We start from the raw sequence: 20397 nt of genomic DNA on the forward strand, positions 1-20397 counted from the left end.
CAAACAAACAAACAAACAAACAAAATATTTTATTCTATTAAAGAAATTTATTGTCATTGCAAAAATTCTTATAATAAATCAGTATACTGTTTTTATATATTATGGAGCAGTATATGAAAAATAAGTCCTTAATATATATATTTATTATTATTCTATCAATATTCATTGGAGTAATAACAAGAATTCAATTATATAATAAATATAATGTAGCAAGCGGAGATACTTTAGAGCATTATTATAATATGAGGAAATATTATGATAATAAAATTTTTCCTGTTACAGGGGCACATTTAGTATCCCCACCTCTATTAATAGGATCTGAAGAAATATACGATACAAATATTCCGAAAATTCCGGGCGGAGCATTTTACTGGCAGTATGTATTATTATATTTTTTATCAGGAGAAAATATTCAAACAGCAAGATTTTTAAACTATATACTAATTACAATATCTCCTATTATATTTTTGTTTTTTATATTAAAAAAATTTGGTTTAAAAATAATGTCAATAATAACATCAATATTATTTGTAAATATAAATTTTCTAAATTTACAAAATGAAATATATAATCCAGACACAGTTTTTATTTTATCATTTCTTTCGATAACATTAATACTAATATATATATCATCTGATAATAAAATGTCATATATCGCAAGTATTTTTATATTTCCTGTTCTAGCATTAGAAGCAATGTGTCATATTGCCGTATTTTTTAGTATAATACCCGCATTTGTTATATATTTAATAATAAGAATAAAAAGAACAAAACATTATATTATACCTTTATCTGCTGGTATATTGATATCATTTTCATTGTACACTCCATATATAATATATGAAATTTCAAATGGATTTCCAAATTTTATGAATGTTATTAACTTAAAAAATTCAGTAAAACCTATAATACAGCCTCCGCAAATATGGTCTGTTTTATTTTTTCCAACTAATGAACCAAATTACAATTATGGAAATAAAATAGCTATAATATTTACACGTTGGTTTAATGGTGATATTAAATTAATCTTTAGTTTTATATTCTATATGATATCTGTGCTTATTGGGTTATCATCTTTCATAATTTTTATTTCAGATTTTTTTAAAAAGAAATTAAATAATAATGATGATTTAATATTCAAAGAATCAGCATTATTATATTTTATATATATAACAGCAACTATAGCTTTATTTATGTTATTAAATTTAGGTGCGGCAAGACCAAGATATTTTTATAATATATTTCCTTTAACTTTCATACCTATAATCTATTTTATAAAAAAAATAGAACATAAAAAGATTTTTAACTTTATAGTAATATTTGCAGTAATTAATCTATTTGCCGTGAATATACAGATATATGATGTATATAAAAATAGAGGCAAATTCGGATGGGAATTTATGCAGCCTCATATAGAAAGTATAATAAAAGACTCAAACAGTAATTCTTTTGATTTATATGATACGGATAATTATTCATATGTACTTATGAAAATTGAAAATACAAATTTCAAATTAGATACTAATTCAAATATAAAATACAATATCATAGGAACTAAAAACACAAACTCACAATATAATAATATGCCTATAATTTATAGTAATGAACAATATATAACATACAAAGAATTAAAGACAAATGCTAATTAAGCAAATGACATGCACATAAATGTCCGTTGCCAGTATCTTTTAATATAGGCTCTTCATCTTTGCATTTATCAATTCTTTCTTTGCATCTGTCATAAAACATACAGCCTTTAGGAGGATTAAGCAAATCTGGAGGAGTGCCCTCTATAAACTCCAATTTACTTACGGCCTTATTTAATCTAGGAGTAGCTTTTAAAAGCCTTTTTGTATATGGATGTTTAGCATTTGTATATATATCCTCATTACTCGCAAGCTCGGCAATCTTTCCTCCATACATTACACATACCCTATCAGAAATTTCTGCTTCCAAAGCCAAATCATGAGTTATAAATATAAATGATAAGTCAAAATCTTTCTTAAGTTTTTTTAATAAATTAATTATCTGTGCCTGAACTATAACATCTAATGCCGTAGTAGGTTCATCAAGTATAATAAGTTTAGGCTTCAAAAATAAAGCAGCTGCTATTACTACCCTCTGCTTCATACCGCCTGAAAGCTCATGAGGATATCTTTTATATATACTTGAATGAAGTCCTACATATTCTAAATACTCTTCTATAAGTTTATTTGCCGCTGTTTTATCCATATCAACATGTCTTTCAAGAGTTTCAAGCATTTGACTTCCTATAGTATAAACTGGGGTTAGAGAATTCATAGCTCCTTGAAAAACCATAGATATTTTAGACCATCTTATATTCTTTCTAATATATTCTTCTTTAAGAGGAATAATATCTTCATTATCAAGTATTATCTTTCCGCCTTCATACTTACCTGGTACAGACGGCATTCTTAAAAGAGATGTACCAAGACTTGTTTTGCCGCATCCAGACTCACCTACTATACCTAATGTTTCGCCTTTTTTTATATTAAAACTAATATCATTAATAGCTTTTACCAAACCTTTAGAAGTATGATAATACATTTTTAAATTTTCTACTTGAAGTATATTTTCCATTTATATTCCTGTTATATTTCTAATTAAAAAATAAATATATTATGTTAATTATAATATAATATTAATATTTTTACAATTAACTTTTAATCAAAATAATAATTCAGTAAATCATATAATGAAAATGAACACCGTTTTCTTCCTGGATATCATTATAAAGTTTAATAAATCCAAGTTTTTTATAAAACTCCAAAGCATAATCGCTCGCTTTTACAGTATATTTGTCAGACTTTAAAATGTTTTTTGCTTCTTCAAATAATCTTGTGCCTATTTTTGATTTGAAATATTTATCATCTACGAAAAAAAGAGAAATATGATCATAATTAATTATTTCTATCATACCCAAAATAGAATTATTTTCATTTCTTGCTATAAGTATGAGAGAACCTTCCATAAAAAATCTTAATCTCATATTATTAGAGGATATAAATAATAATACGTTATTTATACCCTCTTCTGTATCAATATGTGAATTGTATTTTAAATATATATTTTTGGCAAGCATAGAAATTTCTTCAATATCATCTATGCATGCTTTTTCTATTTTTATCATTTAAATAAATTATATATTATTCAAAAACTTTTATAAGTCTTTGAAAAGGCAAATGATTAGTATCTTTAACAAAAGAACCATTTTTATAATATCTTAAATATGGTATTAAACCATTATTCCATACTGTCTCTTTAAAATTCATAAACGGCTCGTATAAAGGACTTTGATTATACATACAAATATAAACTGTAATATCTATAGGTGATTTTTCTTCATTGGCTTTTAATTCTCTCTCTAATCCTTTCCAATCTCCGCACCAATCCTGTGTAAATATAGCTATTACATTTTCTGCAGATTTTTTTATATCATCACTCACTTCTTTAGTATCAATTATATTCTGCATCTCTTTTTCATCAATAGTTTTGAAAGTTAGCATTAGCTCCTCCGTAAAATATATATAATTATAATAATTTAGTTAGATAGATAATACAATAAAAAATACTTTTAATCAAGGCAGTTATTTACGATAATAAAGCAATTAAATAATTCGCATATTATTTATTATGGAGGCTAAAATGAAAAAAATTATTATCTGCACTATAGCTATATTTAACATCATAAGTTCAGTATCATTCGCAGGCAGTTTTCTTGATGAACAAAAAAGATATGGCAGAGTAAGAACAGCAATAAAAGAAAAAGATGCTTTAATAAAACAAAATATAATAAATAATAATATCAAATTAAATGAAATGAACATTCTAATAACTGCATACAAACAGGAAGACATACTGGAAATATATGCAAAAAATAAAAATGATAAAACATACAAAAAAATAGCAGAGTATAAAATAGCAGCAAAATCTGGTATACTAGGTCCTAAAAGAATGGAAGGAGATTTGCAGGTGCCTGAAGGTTTTTATTATATAGACAGATTTAATCCTGCAAGCAGCTATTATCTTTCTTTGGGTATTAATTATCCTAATGAAGCAGACAGAAAAAAAAGCAATGCCAAAAGATTAGGAGGCGATATATTTATTCATGGGGCAAATGTTACTATAGGATGCATGCCTATGACTGATGATAAAATTAAAGAAATATATTTATATGCTATATATGCAAAAGATAATGGTCAAAATAAAATACCAGTATACATATTCCCTTTTAAAATGACTGATAACAATTTTAACTACTATAAAAAAATATATGAAAGTTCATTAATAGATTTTTGGAAAAATATAAAAGAAGGATATGATATATTTCAAAATACAAAAAAAGAAATAACTATAAAAATAGATAATAACGGAAACTACATATTTTAATGTCCTTGCAATTTTTTTATAATAGTATTATTATATATATGTACATAATAATCGGATATTACTTTAATGATTCAAGAAAATAGAAATAACTCTTTTATTAGTAAATACAATTTTTGGTCTTATATCCTTATTGCAATTGTATTTTTTAATTATTTATTATTCAGAGCTATTGTAATTGACAGTAATTCTTCACTATATTTAATTACTTTTATATTGGATTATATAGTATTAATATCATTTTTTCTATTAGTATTCTACAAATTCTATAATTGTATATTTACGTCAGAATTACTGCTTTCTATTATTGGGATACTTTTTTTAATATTCGGTACTCTAAAATTATATGCTATTGATATAAATATATATAATATAATAGAACTTTTGTTTTTTGCATTATTATTAATTCTTACTTTAATGATATTAATTCCAATGATATTATCAAAAAATATAACAGAACTTGAAAGAGGGATTTATATATTTATTTTACTTTCTTTATTGTCATCTAATATAAATTATCTTATAATATCAGCAAATAAAGTCATAGATACCGACAGCTTTCATTATATTTCAACATATATTTCTAATTATATGTCAAAATTATCATCATTTTCTTTTTTAGTATTAATGATATCTTATATATTAATATTTATAAAAAAAGTTATCATGAAAAATATAAATAGATCATTTATGTTTGCTATAATAGCCATTATACTATCAATAATGGCTATATTTTCTTTTGGAAATAGTTTTTTCTTAATCATAATATCATTTTTCAGTGCTTTAGGAATAGTTATGTATCTTCATTTTGTTGTTTATATGGTAATTATGATTATGTTTTTTATAACTTTGTTCACATCATTTATGACTTCAATAGTATCAAAAGAATATTATCCTAAACTTATAATATTTACGCTTTTTATACTTGCAGGACTTGATATGAGCAATTTCTCTTTAAGATTGATAGCATTATTTGCAATTATGGAAATATCAGGCATTCAAAGTAATCAAAAAGATGATGCTTCATATTTGACAAATAATGACCTATGATATATTATTTTCCATTATTAAATAACAATTAAAAATAAATAAATTAAATATGAAAAAAGAAACATTATTAGAAGAAGAAAAAAATATTAACAATATAGAAAATGTTGCTGAATATTTAAAAAGCATATTAAAAGACGGCGATATTGTAATAATGGAAGGCAATTTAGGATTCGGAAAAACTACATTTGTGCGTATATTATCAAGACTTCTTGAGAGTGATAATATAGTAAGCAGTCCGTCTTTTACATTAATAAATGAATATGACATAATACTTAACGGCAAAGAAAGTATATTAAGGCATGTTGATTTATACCGTCTTGACAGTAAAGAAGAGCTTGACGATATAGGATTTAAAGATAAAATTAAAGAAAACGGAATTACTATTATAGAATGGGGAAATAAGTTTATAGACTACTTTGAAGCTCCGTACTATTTGTTTGAAATAGAAATGAAAGAAGAAAACAGCAGATTATATAGGATAAGTTTGATTTCATGAAAAAATGTTTTTTATTATTTTTTATATTATTTTTGGCATTATTTATTTTATCATGCAGTAATAGAGTAATAGATAATAATACTGTAATATATTCAAAAACAACTGTATCATCAGTAAATATCATTATAGGAAATGCAATAGAATATGAAGTGCATATAATATCAAAAAATGGCATAGACTATAATTATGAAGATATTTCCTTTGATGACAGAAATAATAAAACAAGGATAATATCAGTAGAAAATAAAACTAAAGACAAAGGAAAATATAAAGAAAGAATTATAAAATACCAAATAGGTTTTTATGATATAGGTCAGTTTGTAATATATCCTTTTAAAATTTCTTATAATTATAATAATGAATATAGAGAACTTTTAGGAGAAGATGTTAATATATTAGTGAATTCTTTTTCTGACGGAGAGACACTTCCTCCTATGAAAAAAACTATGAGCATACCTATGCCTAAATATGTATGGATATTTGCTGTATTAATTGTTATTGCTGTTATAGCTATAATAATACTGATATTTACTATTATCAAATACATAGAAAAGAAATTTAATGAAAAAATTAATATCAAAGAAGATACTGAAGCTTTAAATGCATTAAAAACATTAGACTGCAATACATACTACAATGAAAATAAATATGCTGAATACTATTTTGAATTAACATTCATATTCAAAAGATATCTTACAAAGAGATTTATGTTTAATATAGAAGACATGACAACAAGCGAGATTAATGATCTTTTTCAAAATCATCATTTTAATGAAAGCGAATATATAATGAATATGCTTGAAGAGTCAGACTATATAAAGTTTGCAAAACAGATTCCAGAACTTAATATAATGCAGAAAGATTATGATTTTTGTGTGAATTACATAATAAATAATGGAAACTTACAAACGGCTTTAAAACTTCAGGAAAAAGAAAATAAGAGAATAGAAAAAGAAGAAAGAAAAAAATTAAAACATCAAAAAAAGATGAATAAAAAAATACATCAGCTTGAAGAAAACAATAGTTAAGAGTTTATAAAAATTATGAATGAATACGATATAAAAGACACAATAGCAGCATTATCAACCCCCTATTCAAAAAGTGCATTAGCTTTAATAAGAATGTCTGGAAGCAAAGCATTGGAAATAGCATCAAAAATATGTTTTTATGCAGGAAATGAAAATAAAAATATAACAAAATTCGAACATAGAAAAAGCTATTATGCTTTGGTAAAAGATGAAAATAATACTCCTATAGATGAGCTTATAGTGCTTTCAACACTTGCTCCAAATACATTTACTTCAGAAGATACTATAGAGTTTATTTCACATGGAAGTATTGTTGTAATAGACTCTCTTTTAAATCTACTAATAAGAAACGGAGCAAGAGCTGCAAATAGAGGCGAGTTTACATACAGAGCATATATTAACGGACGTATTGGTATAAGCGAGGCTGAGGCTATACATGATTTGATAGATTCTAATAACAGACTTATGGCAGAAGCAAGCATATATAAAATACGAGGAAGACTTACAAGAGAAATTGATAAACTCAGAGATAATATCAAAAACTCTCTAATGCTTGTTTACGGAGAATTAGATTTTCCAGAAGATGATACAGAAACATTTTCTTATGATAAACTAATAGAAAACTTTATAAATATAAAAAAAGATATAGAAAATATTTTATACAATTCAAGCAGAGTAGAAAACCTTATTAATGGCATAAAGGTAGCCATACTTGGAAGAGTCAATGCTGGAAAAAGCAGCATATTTAATATGATACTCGATAAAAACAGGGCGATAGTTTCTAATATAGCTGGAACTACTAGAGATTTTTTAAGCGAGAATATATATATTGATAATATACCATTTTATTTGATGGATACTGCAGGATTTCATAAAGACGCTGATAATGATATAGAACTTGAAGGTATAGAAAGGGCAAAAAAATCTGCTTACGAAGCTAATATTATACTTGCTGTGTTTGATTCATCAAGCAATGCTGATGAAAATGATATCAATTTAATAGAGTTTTTAAAAACATTAAAAGATAAAAATATAATATACATTCTAAATAAAAGTGATGAATGGAAAAAATTTGATTATAATATTGACTCAAAAAATATTATAAATATAAGCACAAAAACAAAAGAAGGTAAAGATAAATTAATACAGGCATTAAAAAATTATGTAAATAATTCTGACATTGATATATTCAATAAAGAAAGCTATGTCAATAACAGAGAAAGAGGCTATTTAGAAAAAGGACTTAAACAGATTGATATATGTATAGAAAAATCCAAAATGTCATTCTCATTAGATGAAGTTGCAGAAGAGATGAATATATTGAACAGTATACTAGGAAATGTAAGCGGAAAAATAGATGCTGAAGAAGTAATTAATGAAATATTCGCTAATTTCTGTATAGGAAAATAATTATAAAATTTCATTTGATAAACTGCAAAAAAATAGTATATTTATTATAATACTGAATTAAAAAAGACGATAAATATTAGAATATATAATATTAATTATGTGAAAATGATAAAGGGAGTTTAATATATATTTATGAAAAAGTTATTTGCAGCGATTTCTGTTTTTATATTAATAAATTTATCTCTTTTTGCTGAAAGCGGATTTGAAGGAATATTCAATATGCCAGTAGGACTTTCTGTAGGAATGTATAAGGGACCTAAAGACGACATTGAAAGAAAAATCGGGCTTGGTTTTGATATAGGTATTACTGCTCAATTCGGATATATTGTAGATTTTAAAAATGGTGTAGGTTTAAGCATATTGGGAGAAGCAGGATACAGCCATGATACTTATGCATACACTATCCCTTCATCAGACAGCAGTATAGAAAATTTAAGTTCTGTTTCTTTTCATAGTCTTCAGGTAGGACTTCTTCCAAAAATCAATATAAAAGATTTTTCTATAGGTATAGGCGGAGGATTGAAAATACCTATATCAGGAACTATTGAAAATAAAGTAACAACATATGGAACTAATTACACTGCAGAAGGATATAATGTAAATATAATTGATATAGTTAATGAATATGACAAAATGAATGTAATACCTTATGTTAAATTAACATTTGATTATTCTGTATTCAATAACTATAATGTAGCTGCAAATTTTGGATTATATTTTGATTATGAGTTTGGCACTAGAAAAAAAATCGATGAAAAAACATACACTTCTGCAGACAGTTTTGGAGCAGGACTTCAAGTTGGTTTAAGATTCAGTCCTTTTAAAACTCCTTACAAAAAATTGCCTGCTTCTAATAATACAAATGATAATAAATCAAATGCAGTTGTATCCCCTGAATCTTATAAAAAGAAGTAAACATTATTTATGATGATGACTTTTTATAGAAAGTCTTTTTTTATATGTTTCATACTCTTTTATAAAGTTATTAACATCAAGTACATGTATATAGTCATTATCATCTACTGCAATATAATGTATTTTCTTTAACTCACTTTTTATAATACTGATATCATTATACCCTATTACAGCAGATATATCATACAATTTATATAAAAGATCAGCAGTATTTACTTCTTTGCTTGTAAATAGAGTTTCTGTTCTAACTATATAATATATAGTAATAAGCAGTTTCATAAATATATCTTGACTGTTAAGTGCCATAACTTTAAGAACACTGTTTCTTATTTTAGTGCATATGATTTTTAAATAATAAAGTCTTAAAGAGTTAACATTAGCTACTATTGATATAAACTCTTCTTTTTTTAAAAGTTTAATTTTAGAATCTTCAAGAACTACAGTTGTAGTTGACAGAGGCTGATATGTTATATCAGGAATATATCCGTCTATAAGGTTATTGCTGGAATAAATGGCTCTTGTAACCAATTTTGAGTTTACAACATTATATACACCTACTTTACCAGAATTAATAAGATAAAGATAATTACCAGCCATAAGCTCTGTATATAAACAATATCCTTTTTTATAAAAAAACACATTATCTTCCATTGCTTCTGGTTCAGGCAAGCTATACTCTTTCATAGAATCTATCATATCTTTAATATCTTTAGTGCTGCTGCTGTTAGGAAAAAGTTTTAGATATTGATTGTATATTTCATAAGCAACTGTTGGGAGGTTATTATCATTATATACTTGTGCCATATTTAAAACATACCCTTCATTAATATCATATTTAGTCATAGAATGATGATGTGAAAGATTAATATAATATTTGCTTAGCCATACCTCCAAAGAATTTTCTAAATAATTATGCATTTTTTTTATTAGATCTTTATTATATATATTGATAATATCATCTATATTTATTTCTAAAGTCTCAATATCAGTATCAGCTTTAACATTAAAAAAGTATGGTTCATTCAAAGCTGAATTTACTAGTCCAAGTACATCGCCCTTTGTATATTCCATATTGCTGTCAAAATATTTTCCGTATGATACAGCTTTACCGCTAGTTATTATATAAAAAGATTTTTTAGGATACTTATCCTCTATAAAAATGATAGAGGATTTTTTAAATGATACAATATTATTATAATTAATCATCATATCCCCCATATACATATGATAGTATCATATTAACTTATAAAAAATATAAGTCAATATGATATAATTATTTTTTAAGACAAATAAAAAGAGACCTTACAAAATATAAAGTCTCTTTTATTTTTCATTTATCTAAATTATATACCAAATCTTTTCATTATAACATCAATATTTCTCAAATAATAAGCATAATCAAAGCAGTCATCAATTTCTTTATCGCTTAAATATTTTTTTATATCTTCATCTTTATGAACGTTCTCTCTGAAGTCTTCGTTATTTAGCCATCTTTTCATGGCATTTCTCTGAACCCATCTGTAGGCATTATCTCTGTCAATTCCTTTATTAACTAAACTTATCAATATTCTCTGACTAAATATTAAACCGCCTGTTTTTTCAATATTTGCTTTCATAGCATCTGGATATATTAAAAGTTTATCTACTATATCGATAAATTTATTAAGAGCATAATCAACAGCAATAGTAGAATCTGGAAGTATAACACGCTCTACTGATGAATGACTTATATCTCTTTCATGCCAAAGTGTAATGTCTTCCATAGAAGCTAATGCATTACCTCTTACAATTCTTGCTAAACCAGATATTCTCTCACAAGTGATAGGATTTCTTTTATGAGGCATAGCAGATGAACCTTTTTGCTTTTCGCTGAAATATTCTTCTGCTTCTCTTATGTCAGTTCTTTGAAGATTTCTAATTTCTGTAGCAAATTTCTCTAATGAACTTGCTACTATTGCCAATGTAGTAAGATACTGTGCATGCCTATCTCTTTGTATTATTTGAGTAGAAACTTTATCAGCCTCTATTCCTAGCTTTTTACAAACAATCTCTTCTATTCTTGGGTCAATATTACTGTAAGTACCTACTGCTCCTGAAATTTTACCTACAGAAACCTGTTTTTTAGCCTCTTCTACCCTCTTAATATTTCTTTCGTTTTCATCATACCATAATATAAATTTTAAACCCAATGTCATAGGTTCAGCATGTATACCATGTGTACGTCCTATACAAGGAGTATATTTATGTTCTTTAGCTCTTCTTAATAATACTTCTGATAATCTTTTTAAATCATCAAGTATTATTTCAGCAGACCTTTTCATCATCACCGCCAAAGCAGTATCTTTTACATCACTTGAAGTTAAACCTTTATGTATATACTGTCCGCCCTCGCCTACATTTTCCTGAACGGCAGTTACAAATGAAATTATATCATGATTAGTTTCTTTTTCTATTTCAGCAATTCTTTCTACTGTAAAAGCAGCTTTTTCTTTAATATTTTTTACTGCTTCTGCAGGTATCTCTCCTATTTCTGCCATAGCCTCACATGCAGCAATTTCAACATCAAGCATAACCTGAAACTCATTTTGCAAGCTCCAAAGCTCACCCATTTCTTTTCTTGTATATCTTTTTATCATAGATTATTTATCCTTAATATAAAAAATTATAAAATACCAAATCATTATAGACAAAATTATAAATTATTTCAATTATTTTTTAATATTAGACTTGTTTCAAAAGTACTTGACAAGATTATGTATAAAATTTTATAATTTATCAATTATAAAAATAATGTTTTATATGTTATATGAATTATCGTTTTAGTATATAAACATGCAGTCTTTTTGCTTCTTTGGGGCACCAAAAGAAGTGGGGTTTGGGGCAAAGCCCCAACTATAATTAAAAAAATATTAAATTAAAAAACTATAAATATTAAGAAATTGAGTTTTGAAACAAGTAAAAAACTATAAATATTAAGAAATTGAGTTTTGAAACAAGTCTATTAGTTGTAATTTATAAAAAAAGAAATAGAATTATTTAGAAATAAAAAATCAAAAAATTAAAAAAGTTTTTATATAAATTGGAGTTAATAAAAATGAAAATCTATGACTTAAGAAGCGATACTATTACAAAACCAAGCGAAGAAATGCGTAAAGCTATATACAATGCAGAATGCGGCGATGATGTTTATATGGAAGATCCTACAGTTAATAAACTTCAAAAAATAGCTTGTGAAATTACTGGAAAGGAAAAAGCAATATTTGTTTCAAGCGGTACTATGGGGAACTTAATACCTATGATGATATTAGGAAGAAAAAATAAACAGGTTTTACTAGAAGAAGAATCTCATATAGTTCATTATGAATTAGGAGGAGCTTCATCTTTAGCAGGCATTATGCCTTTGCCTGTAAAAGCTGATAGAGGAATACTAACAAAAGATATTGTAAAAAACTATGTTAAAGAACAGCCTTATTATATGTCATCTGTAAGTATAGTTGAAGTAGAAAACAGTCATAACAGGCATGGAGGAAGTGTTTATCCTATAGAAGTATTAAAAGAACTTTATGATTTCACTAAATCAAAAAATATTCATCTTCATATGGACGGTGCAAGAGTTTTTAATGCCTCTATAGCGAGTAAAATCTCTGTAAAAGAAATAGCCTCAAATACTGATTCTATAACATTCTGCTTATCAAAAGGACTTGGTGCCCCTATGGGAGCTATGATATGCGGTAATAAAGATTTTATTGATGAGGCGTTCAGCATAAGAAAATTAATAGGCGGAGGAATGAGACAGATAGGACTTATGGCAGCAGCTGGTATATACGCATTGGAACATAATATAGAAAGTCTTGAAGAAGACCATATAAAGGCTAAAAAAATAGCAAAAGCAATAATTGAAAGTAAAATAGGTACTATTGATTTGGATAATGTTGAAACTAATATAGTAATAGCAGACACTAAAGAGCCTTCATCAAATATATTATCCAAATTATCAGAACAAGGAATAAAATCAAGTTCTTTTGGTGACTATAAAATAAGATTTGTTACACATAGAGATATAAGTATGGAAGAGACAGAAGATGTTTGTTCTATAATAAAAAAATTATAAAATATTTTAATATGTACCTAAATGATTTTATTTTATCAAAAATAAAAAATTATAATTGACTTTTTATTTTATATTTATAGAATTTATTTGTTAAATATTATTAAAAAATTTAAAAAAGAATAAAAATTGTCAGCATTTAAATATCAGCATGACAATAAAAATAAATAAGACGGAGAGTAATCTATGATTAGTATAATATCAGATATGGACGGAGTTATATACAGAGGAAATAATTTAATAGAAGGTGCAGAAGATTTCATAAGAATGTTATTATATAAAAATGTGCCTTTTTTATTTTTAACAAATAATGCAGAACAAACTCCGAGAGATTTAAAAAGAAAATTAGAATCATTAGGTGTAAACGGACTTGAAGAAAAGCATTTCTTTACAGCAGCACAGGCAACAGCGATATTTTTACAAAGGCAGCTTGCAAACGGTACTGCATATGTTATAGGTACAGGCGGACTTGTAAGTGAACTTTATAATGTAGGATACAGTATTAATGATGTTAATCCAGACTATGTAGTTGTAGGTAAAACAAGTGCTTTTAATTTTGATATGCTTCAGAAGGCTGTTCACCTTATAAATAAAGGAGCAAGATTTATAGGATGCAATCCAGATATAGTAGACCCAGCACCAAATGGTGAACTAATACCAGCTGTAGGACCTATACTTGCTGCTATAGAAACAGCTACAGGTAAAAAGCCTTATATCGTGGGAAAACCCAACCCTATTATGATGTCTATTGCCAAAAATCAGATTAATGCTCATAGTGAAAATACACTTATGGTAGGAGACAGAATGGATACTGATATACTAGGAGGACTTGGAGCTGGAATGAAAACTGCTCTTGTACTATCTGGAGTTACAAATATAGAAATGATAGAAGGGTTTCCTTACAGACCAAATTATATATTTAATTCTGTGGCTGAAATAAATATAGAAAAATTTTAATTTACAAATAATATTTTAAATATATAATAATTTCCATTAAAGCTGTTTAATTTTATTAGACAGCTTTTTTTAATTAATAACTTCTTATTAAATTAAAATAACAATCAGGAATTTTTATATGTCTAATTTATTATTTATTATAATGACTCTTTTATGGATGTCATTATATGTTTATATACCATATCAGGTTACGTATTTATCTTCTATTAATGTAAATACATCTATGATAGGTGTTATTATAGGAGTTTATGGTGCTGCTCAAATGTTTTTAAAATTTCCTTTTGGGCTTCTTAATGATTATATAGGAAAATGCCGTTCACTCATAATATTAGCAGGATTTCTAACTTCGCTTGGAGGAGTAATAAGGTTATTAAATACAAATCAGTACGGCTTTTTAATAGGAGGAATATTATGCGGAATATCAGCCTCCATTTGGACTGTATTTATGGTTTTATATGCTTCGTATTTCAATAAAAATGAAGAATACAAAGCTACAAGCAAGGCATTAGTTGCAAGCGTGCTTGGTATGTTTATTGCTTTTTTAATAGTGGCTATTTCTTATAATAAACTTGGAATGAAATTTATTCTTCTTGTAAGTGCTGTATCTGGAGCATTGGTATCATTACTAGGATTATTTTTAAAAGACAGCGAACATAATAAAAAAATGTCTTTTAATGATTTATTTTCAGTTATAAAAAATAAAAGATTAATAGTATTTTCTCTGCTTGCTGCAGTAATGCAAGGCGTGCAAATGTCTGCTGTAATTTCTTTTACTTTAAATAGAATAAAAGAATTAGGCGGAACGGACAATAATGTTGGAATGGCATCAATAATAAGTATGTTCTTTGCTATAGTAGGTGCTTTCGTACCAAGCAAAATAAAAAATGAAAATAATATAAAAAAATATATACCATTATCATTTATAATTATGGCTTTGTACTGTATTATAGTTATATCAGTAAATAATGTATTTATTGTAATGGTCTCTCAAGTTTTGGGAGGTTTTTCTTCTGGTATACTTGCATCGCTTCTTACAAGCGAATCTGTAAAAGAAATAGATATAGATAAAAAATCATCTGCTATGGGATTTTTTCAATCAACATATTCATTAGGAATTTTTATATTCCCTATAATAACTGGTAAATTAATAGATTTATATTCTATAAACTTAGCATATATTATGCTTGCAGTAATTGCTTTTTTATCATCAGTAATATCAATCTATTATTATATTACAAATAAATAATAAAAAACAATTGCAAAAAAATAGTTTTATAATAATATATTACGCTTATTAATATATTTTTAGTTATATATTATTTCATAATAATATAAAATGAAATTAGGAAAAAATTATGTCAGAAAATAACACGTCAAATAACAATAATATTGGATATATACTCGCAATACTCGCGGTTATAATATGGAGCGGAAACTTTGTAGCTGCCAGATTTCTTGTACATTTTACCCCAATAGAAATTTCTTTTTACAGATGGCTAGTAACCTTTATAGTTCTTACTCCATTTTGTATAAAAAAATTAATAAAAAACATAAAATATATAAAAGGAATATGGATTAAAGTTATAATAATATCTATACTTGGTGTAACAGTATTTAATACATTTGTATATTTAGCGGCACATACAAGTAATGCTACAAATATGTCTTTGCTTGCTACATTATCTCCTATTGTGATGGCAATAATAGGCAGGATAGTATGGAAAACTAAATTAACTATTCATCAAAAATTAGGACTTCTTATAGTTATAGTTGGTGTTGTCATATTAATAACAAAAGGTAGTATAGATGTGCTTATGAGTTTAAAATTTGCTATAGGTGATTTATATATGCTGTTTGCTGTTATATTATTTGCTGTTTACACTTTGACCATTAAAATAAGACCTAAAGAGATTTCACAGTCAGCATTCTTTTATCTTATGGTTATAATAGGACTTATACCTTTGGCAGCAGCAATGATTTTTAAATATGCTTCAAATAATGCTCATGCTTTGGATACAAAATCAGCATTAATACTCATATATGTAGGAGTATTTCCTTCTGCCTTAGGTTTTATACTATGGAATATGGCTATTGCAAAAATAGGTGCTATAAAGGGAGGTATAATATATGATTCTATACCGTTCTTTTCATCTTTGGAAGCTGTTATACTTTTGCATGAAAATGTATTAGTATCTCAGGTTATAGGAGGTTTATTAATACTTGCAGGAATAATATACAGTACGATAGGAGATAAAATAAAAAATAAGCAGTAATAAATTAATTTTTTATTTTTATATAGTGTAATCAATAGACTTGTTTCAAAAGTACTTGACAATATTAACTTTAAAATTATTTAATCTTAAATCATAAAATACAATGTTTTATATGTTGTATAATTTCTTTTATATATACTGGAACGATTTCATTTTGTCAACTGATGTACATTATATAGAATTATCAACTTTTTTGCCGCACAAAAAAATTTTTGCCAACACCACAGGTGGACTTCGTCGGCACGCTTCGCGAAAAACGCAATTACTAGAACTTTATACTTTAAAAATACGTATTAAATGTATTGTAATACCCGAAATTTGGGATAAAAATGCAGTTTTTTTGGTTATTTGTACCACACCGAAGGCGGACAGCGTCACAAAAGAACTGGGGTTGCCGAAGGCACGCAGAGCGGGGGCAAAGCCCCGCAAATATCAAAATTTAAAAAATTTATTTTTTTACAAACTGTATTTGTTTAGGTATATCTTACGATTAAATATTTATAAAAATAAAAAAGAGGCTAAAAAGCCTCTTTATTAAAAAATAGTTTATATATTTTATGAAATATTAATTAAATTTTCTTAACTCAGACCTATTTAAAGGCTTATAAAGTGATTTTTCAGAGTCAGGTACTTTAGTCCATTTCATAGATTTACCCAATACTCCTGCTTTATCTAAAGAACCTCTTACAGTGAGAGTTTTTTTATCTTCTGATAAAGACATCTTGCCGTTATATGTTTTACCATCATAAGGATTATATATTTTTCCGCCTTTCCATTCTCCATTATCAAAAGAAAGCCCCATTAAATAAACTAAACCTTTTAAAGGAAGTTCTCTTAATTCTTTATTAGGATTTTTCACATCTTTTTTCTCAGGTCCGTTATATCCGCCTTTATAGTCAAAAAAATAACCATAGTATTTACCATTTTCTTTATAAATCTCTACAACAGGTATTAATCCTTGCGAATCTTTCTCTGAATACCAAAGACCAACAACATCATCAGCACTTTGAGCTAAAAGCAGTAAATTTGAAAAAACTACAAGCACTAATGGAATAAAAATTTTTCTCTTCATAATTTAACTTAATTCTCCAAATAATTTTTATAAAAATATCATCGTCTTTATAAAATTTATATTTATATAACACAATTTTTTATTCTTTGGTAAAATCATTTTTTGTTTTTTATTGTTTTTAGCCTGCAAATACATAGCTATATCTGCAGGCCAAGACAATTTAATTTATCAACAAGGGATCATAAAACCTGAACTGCTATTTTATGAAAAATTAATAATCATCATATAATTATTTTTTACACATAAGTCTATTATATACAAATTAAAGATTAATTAATTTAACTTTCTTAATTCACTTTTATTTAACGGTTTATATTTAGCAGCATCACCACTTGGTAATTTTTGCCATATTATGTCTTTTCCAAAAATTCCTGCTCCGTCAACACTAGCTCTTATTTTTATTTCTCTGCCATTATCTGATAAAGTTACTTTTGCATTATATGTTTTACCGTCATCTGGATTGTATATTTTTCCGTTTTTCCATTCGCCTTTAACAAACTCCAAATCATATAAATAAACAAGTCCTTTTAAAGGTAAGTTTCTTAACTCTTTTTTAGGATTATTAACATCTTTTACTATGTCATTTGAATTTTTATAAGCAAATGAATAGGCGTAATATTTGTTATTTTCTTTATATATTTCAACAACTGAAACTCTATTTTGAGAATCTGCCTGACTATACCATAAACCTGTTATATCATCAGCATTCTGAGCAAAAGCTAATACATTAAACAAAAATGTAAAAATTAATATTGTCATTATTTTATTTTTCATTAAATTCTCCTTTTTAGTGATTTTAGGTATAAGTGATAAACTAATACATTAGTCTATCACTTTACGCAAACATATTTTTGTTACTTAAACAAATTAATTAAAGCAGGTATCCATTGATAAGCTGTACCTATAGCAGTACCTACAGCCGCACATAATAAAAATCTAAGCACTATATAAGGTTTTAATGGGAATAATATATTGCGTGCTGCTAAATATCCGCTTAACAAAGCACCTGTAAATCCTCCGCCGGGGAAATTCCAAGCACTCGCAAAATGTAAGTTTTTAACAGTAGGCGATACCCTTACACATCTGCTTTTTTTCAAGTAAGTATCCTGTACAAATCCGTAAGGAGTACCGTCTGGTGTTTTAATGTATCTCTTAATTGTTTTCGGAGTGGCTACTTCATAATACTCTATATTATCTCTAAATCCTGGGTAATGCTGTTCTGCTCTGTCAATTAATTTTTCTGCCATTTCTTTTTTTCTTGCTTTATATTCTTCATCGCTCAAATCTTTCCATTCATCTAAAAATGAAGGTCCAGTAAGTACGGCAAAGGATCGGTTATCTCCCTCTTCTACAAGTCCGCTGTCTATTGCTGAATAATCTACAAATACAAAGTTTCTGTCTTCTACTGGTATATGTCTTTGTCCTTTAGCATCTTCTTTGAAATTTGTATTCAAAGTTTTTTCTGTAGTTATAAAAGTAGAGTATGCATTATTAGGATAAAGCTCTGAGAATTTTTTCTTAAATATTATGTAAACTGTATAAAGCGATACTGAGTTTTTAAGTTTCTTTATTCTCTTATCTTCATATCCTTTAGGCAGTAATTCATCATAAACTATTTGAGGAGCTGCATTTGCTATTACATAATCAGCATTAACTGTAACTTCCTGTTTTGCTCTCTTATCAAAATAAGTTACTCCTTCTGCTATATTTCCTTTTACATTTATTTTCTTAACTTCTGAAGAAACTTTTATATCTCCTCCGTTTTCTTTTATTATATCAGCCAAAGCATTTGATAAGTTCTGACTTCCGCCTTTAACAAAATAAGCAGAGTTATAATAAGCACCCTGAGCACAAGCATGATAATACCAAGTAAACTCATATGGGTTTTGGTGATAGTAAGTAATATTTATATTCAATATTCTTTTTAACTTATCGCTTTTTATTATAGAATCCAAAACATCTCCAGTATTTTTCTGCTTAAACAACTGATATAAAATCATAGGAAGTGTTGTTACTGGAAAGAAAAAATAATCCCAAAACTTCAAGTCATAAGGTACTCTTCTTATCATATACATCATTCTTGAAAGTCCAGCAAAGTATTTTTTTATACCTTCTTTCTCCTCTGGAAACTCTTTTTCTAAAGTATTTATAGCATTCTCATAACCTTCAGGTATAACCAAGTCTGTAGATTCTGTTTTTATTCTCCAAGTTTGAGGAAGCTGTACTAGATTAACTCTGTCATAAAGACCTAATTTGCTGAATATTACATGCTTCATCTCTCTGTTTTTTTTAGCCATATCCAATTCATGAAGCCCTACTTCAAATTTTACGTTTTTTCTTTTATATGCTGTAGCACATCCGCCCACTATATTATGGCTTTCTAATACAAGAACTTTTTTTCCTTTTTTTGCTAAATAGGCTCCTGAAGTTAATCCTCCTAAACCAGAACCTATTATTACTATATCATATTTATTGTTAGTCATATTAATAATCTCCTTTAATAAATTCAAATTGTCTTTATCAGTTATAAGCGTTTTTATTATTTTTTGCTTATATATTAATAATAATATAAAAAATAAAAAATACAAGCAATTTTTATAAAAAATGCGTATATATAGTTCCTTTTTTCAATAAATTTAATATTTTTTTACAATTTTGTATTATATGTATGATAAATTTCA

20 protein-coding genes are annotated in these 20397 nt (G+C 26.5%); 12 read left to right on the plus strand and 8 right to left on the minus strand.

Annotated features, from left to right (window positions below; all coding sequences use genetic code 11):
* The first annotated feature begins 113 nt into the window (after positions 1–113).
* Positions 114–1649: a hypothetical protein gene (locus Q1X91_RS00005; protein WP_300752106.1), complete on the plus strand. Its 1536-nt coding sequence runs from the start codon at positions 114–116 to the stop codon at positions 1647–1649.
* Here Q1X91_RS00005 and Q1X91_RS00010 read toward each other — a convergent pair.
* From Q1X91_RS00010 to Q1X91_RS00020, 3 genes are all read right to left on the minus strand, one after another.
* Positions 1642–2601, minus strand: a complete 960-nt coding sequence (locus Q1X91_RS00010) for an ABC transporter ATP-binding protein (protein ID WP_300752108.1) — start codon at positions 2599–2601, stop codon at positions 1642–1644. The two genes, Q1X91_RS00005 and Q1X91_RS00010, sit on opposite strands and share 8 nt — an antisense overlap.
* 100 nt (positions 2602–2701) lie before the next feature.
* Positions 2702–3151 carry a GNAT family N-acetyltransferase gene (locus tag Q1X91_RS00015; RefSeq protein WP_300752109.1) on the minus strand — a complete coding sequence of 150 codons (450 nt, stop codon included), beginning with the start codon at positions 3149–3151 and terminating at the stop codon, positions 2702–2704.
* A gap of 16 nt (positions 3152–3167) precedes the next feature.
* The gene (locus tag Q1X91_RS00020; protein ID WP_020004206.1) at positions 3168–3527 is read right to left on the minus strand and encodes a hypothetical protein; all 360 of its coding nucleotides are present in this window, start codon (positions 3525–3527) and stop codon (positions 3168–3170) included.
* Between the two features lie 139 nt (positions 3528–3666).
* Here Q1X91_RS00020 and Q1X91_RS00025 point away from each other — a divergent pair, with 139 nt between their 5' ends.
* From Q1X91_RS00025 to Q1X91_RS00050, 6 genes are all read left to right on the plus strand, one after another.
* Positions 3667–4410 carry a L,D-transpeptidase family protein gene (locus tag Q1X91_RS00025; protein WP_300752115.1) on the plus strand — a complete coding sequence of 248 codons (744 nt, stop codon included), beginning with the start codon at positions 3667–3669 and terminating at the stop codon, positions 4408–4410.
* Positions 4411–4476: 66 nt separating this feature from the next.
* Positions 4477–5457, plus strand: a complete 981-nt coding sequence (locus tag Q1X91_RS00030) for a WESB_1763 family membrane protein (protein WP_300752117.1) — start codon at positions 4477–4479, stop codon at positions 5455–5457.
* 49 nt (positions 5458–5506) lie between these two features.
* Positions 5507–5953, plus strand: a complete 447-nt coding sequence (gene tsaE, locus Q1X91_RS00035) for a tRNA (adenosine(37)-N6)-threonylcarbamoyltransferase complex ATPase subunit type 1 TsaE (protein WP_300752119.1) — start codon at positions 5507–5509, stop codon at positions 5951–5953.
* Positions 5950–6981 (plus strand): hypothetical protein, encoded by a 1032-nt coding sequence (locus Q1X91_RS00040; RefSeq protein WP_300752121.1) that lies wholly within the window; start codon positions 5950–5952, stop codon positions 6979–6981. The genes tsaE and Q1X91_RS00040 overlap by 4 nt, the downstream gene beginning before the upstream one ends.
* Positions 6982–6996: 15 nt before the next feature.
* Positions 6997–8391 carry a tRNA uridine-5-carboxymethylaminomethyl(34) synthesis GTPase MnmE gene (gene mnmE, locus Q1X91_RS00045; protein ID WP_300752123.1) on the plus strand — a complete coding sequence of 465 codons (1395 nt, stop codon included), beginning with the start codon at positions 6997–6999 and terminating at the stop codon, positions 8389–8391.
* Positions 8392–8523: 132 nt separating this feature from the next.
* Entirely contained in the window at positions 8524–9306 is a 783-nt protein-coding gene (locus tag Q1X91_RS00050) for a hypothetical protein (protein WP_300752125.1), read from the plus strand.
* Between the two features lie 3 nt (positions 9307–9309).
* Here Q1X91_RS00050 and Q1X91_RS00055 read toward each other — a convergent pair whose 3' ends face one another.
* Positions 9310–10512, minus strand: coding sequence for a cyclic nucleotide-binding domain-containing protein (locus Q1X91_RS00055; protein ID WP_300752127.1), 1203 nt, complete (start codon positions 10510–10512; stop codon positions 9310–9312).
* Between the two features lie 137 nt (positions 10513–10649).
* Positions 10650–11942, minus strand: a complete 1293-nt coding sequence (gene purB, locus Q1X91_RS00060) for an adenylosuccinate lyase (RefSeq protein WP_300752129.1) — start codon at positions 11940–11942, stop codon at positions 10650–10652.
* 458 nt (positions 11943–12400) lie between these two features.
* On the opposite strand from purB, the gene Q1X91_RS00065 reads away from it, so the two are divergent.
* The 5 genes from Q1X91_RS00065 to Q1X91_RS00085 all read left to right on the plus strand — a co-directional run bounded on the left by Q1X91_RS00065 (position 12401) and on the right by Q1X91_RS00085 (position 17182).
* Positions 12401–13417 (plus strand): low specificity L-threonine aldolase, encoded by a 1017-nt coding sequence (locus tag Q1X91_RS00065; protein ID WP_300752131.1) that lies wholly within the window; start codon positions 12401–12403, stop codon positions 13415–13417.
* Between the two features lie 183 nt (positions 13418–13600).
* Complete coding sequence (locus Q1X91_RS00070) at positions 13601–14371, plus strand: HAD-IIA family hydrolase (protein ID WP_300752133.1); 771 nt, start codon at positions 13601–13603, stop codon at positions 14369–14371.
* 118 nt (positions 14372–14489) lie between these two features.
* Positions 14490–15617: an MFS transporter gene (locus tag Q1X91_RS00075; RefSeq protein WP_300752135.1), complete on the plus strand. Its 1128-nt coding sequence runs from the start codon at positions 14490–14492 to the stop codon at positions 15615–15617.
* A gap of 109 nt (positions 15618–15726) precedes the next feature.
* The gene (locus tag Q1X91_RS00080; RefSeq protein ID WP_300752138.1) at positions 15727–16644 is read left to right on the plus strand and encodes a DMT family transporter; all 918 of its coding nucleotides are present in this window, start codon (positions 15727–15729) and stop codon (positions 16642–16644) included.
* 154 nt (positions 16645–16798) lie between these two features.
* Positions 16799–17182, plus strand: a complete 384-nt coding sequence (locus Q1X91_RS00085; RefSeq protein WP_300752140.1) for a hypothetical protein — start codon at positions 16799–16801, stop codon at positions 17180–17182.
* Positions 17183–17209: 27 nt separating this feature from the next.
* On the opposite strand, the gene Q1X91_RS00090 is transcribed toward Q1X91_RS00085, so the two are convergent.
* From Q1X91_RS00090 to Q1X91_RS00100, 3 genes are all read right to left on the minus strand, one after another.
* Positions 17210–17716 (minus strand): DUF2147 domain-containing protein, encoded by a 507-nt coding sequence (locus tag Q1X91_RS00090; RefSeq protein WP_300752142.1) that lies wholly within the window; start codon positions 17714–17716, stop codon positions 17210–17212.
* Between the two features lie 273 nt (positions 17717–17989).
* Entirely contained in the window at positions 17990–18490 is a 501-nt protein-coding gene (locus Q1X91_RS00095) for a DUF2147 domain-containing protein (protein ID WP_300752144.1), read from the minus strand.
* A gap of 80 nt (positions 18491–18570) precedes the next feature.
* Positions 18571–20199, minus strand: a complete 1629-nt coding sequence (locus Q1X91_RS00100; protein ID WP_300752146.1) for an NAD(P)/FAD-dependent oxidoreductase — start codon at positions 20197–20199, stop codon at positions 18571–18573.
* Between the last annotated feature and the right edge of the window lie 198 nt (positions 20200–20397).

It is taken from the genome of uncultured Brachyspira sp., from assembly GCF_949287625.1.
Lineage (GTDB): Bacteria > Spirochaetota > Brachyspiria > Brachyspirales > Brachyspiraceae > Brachyspira.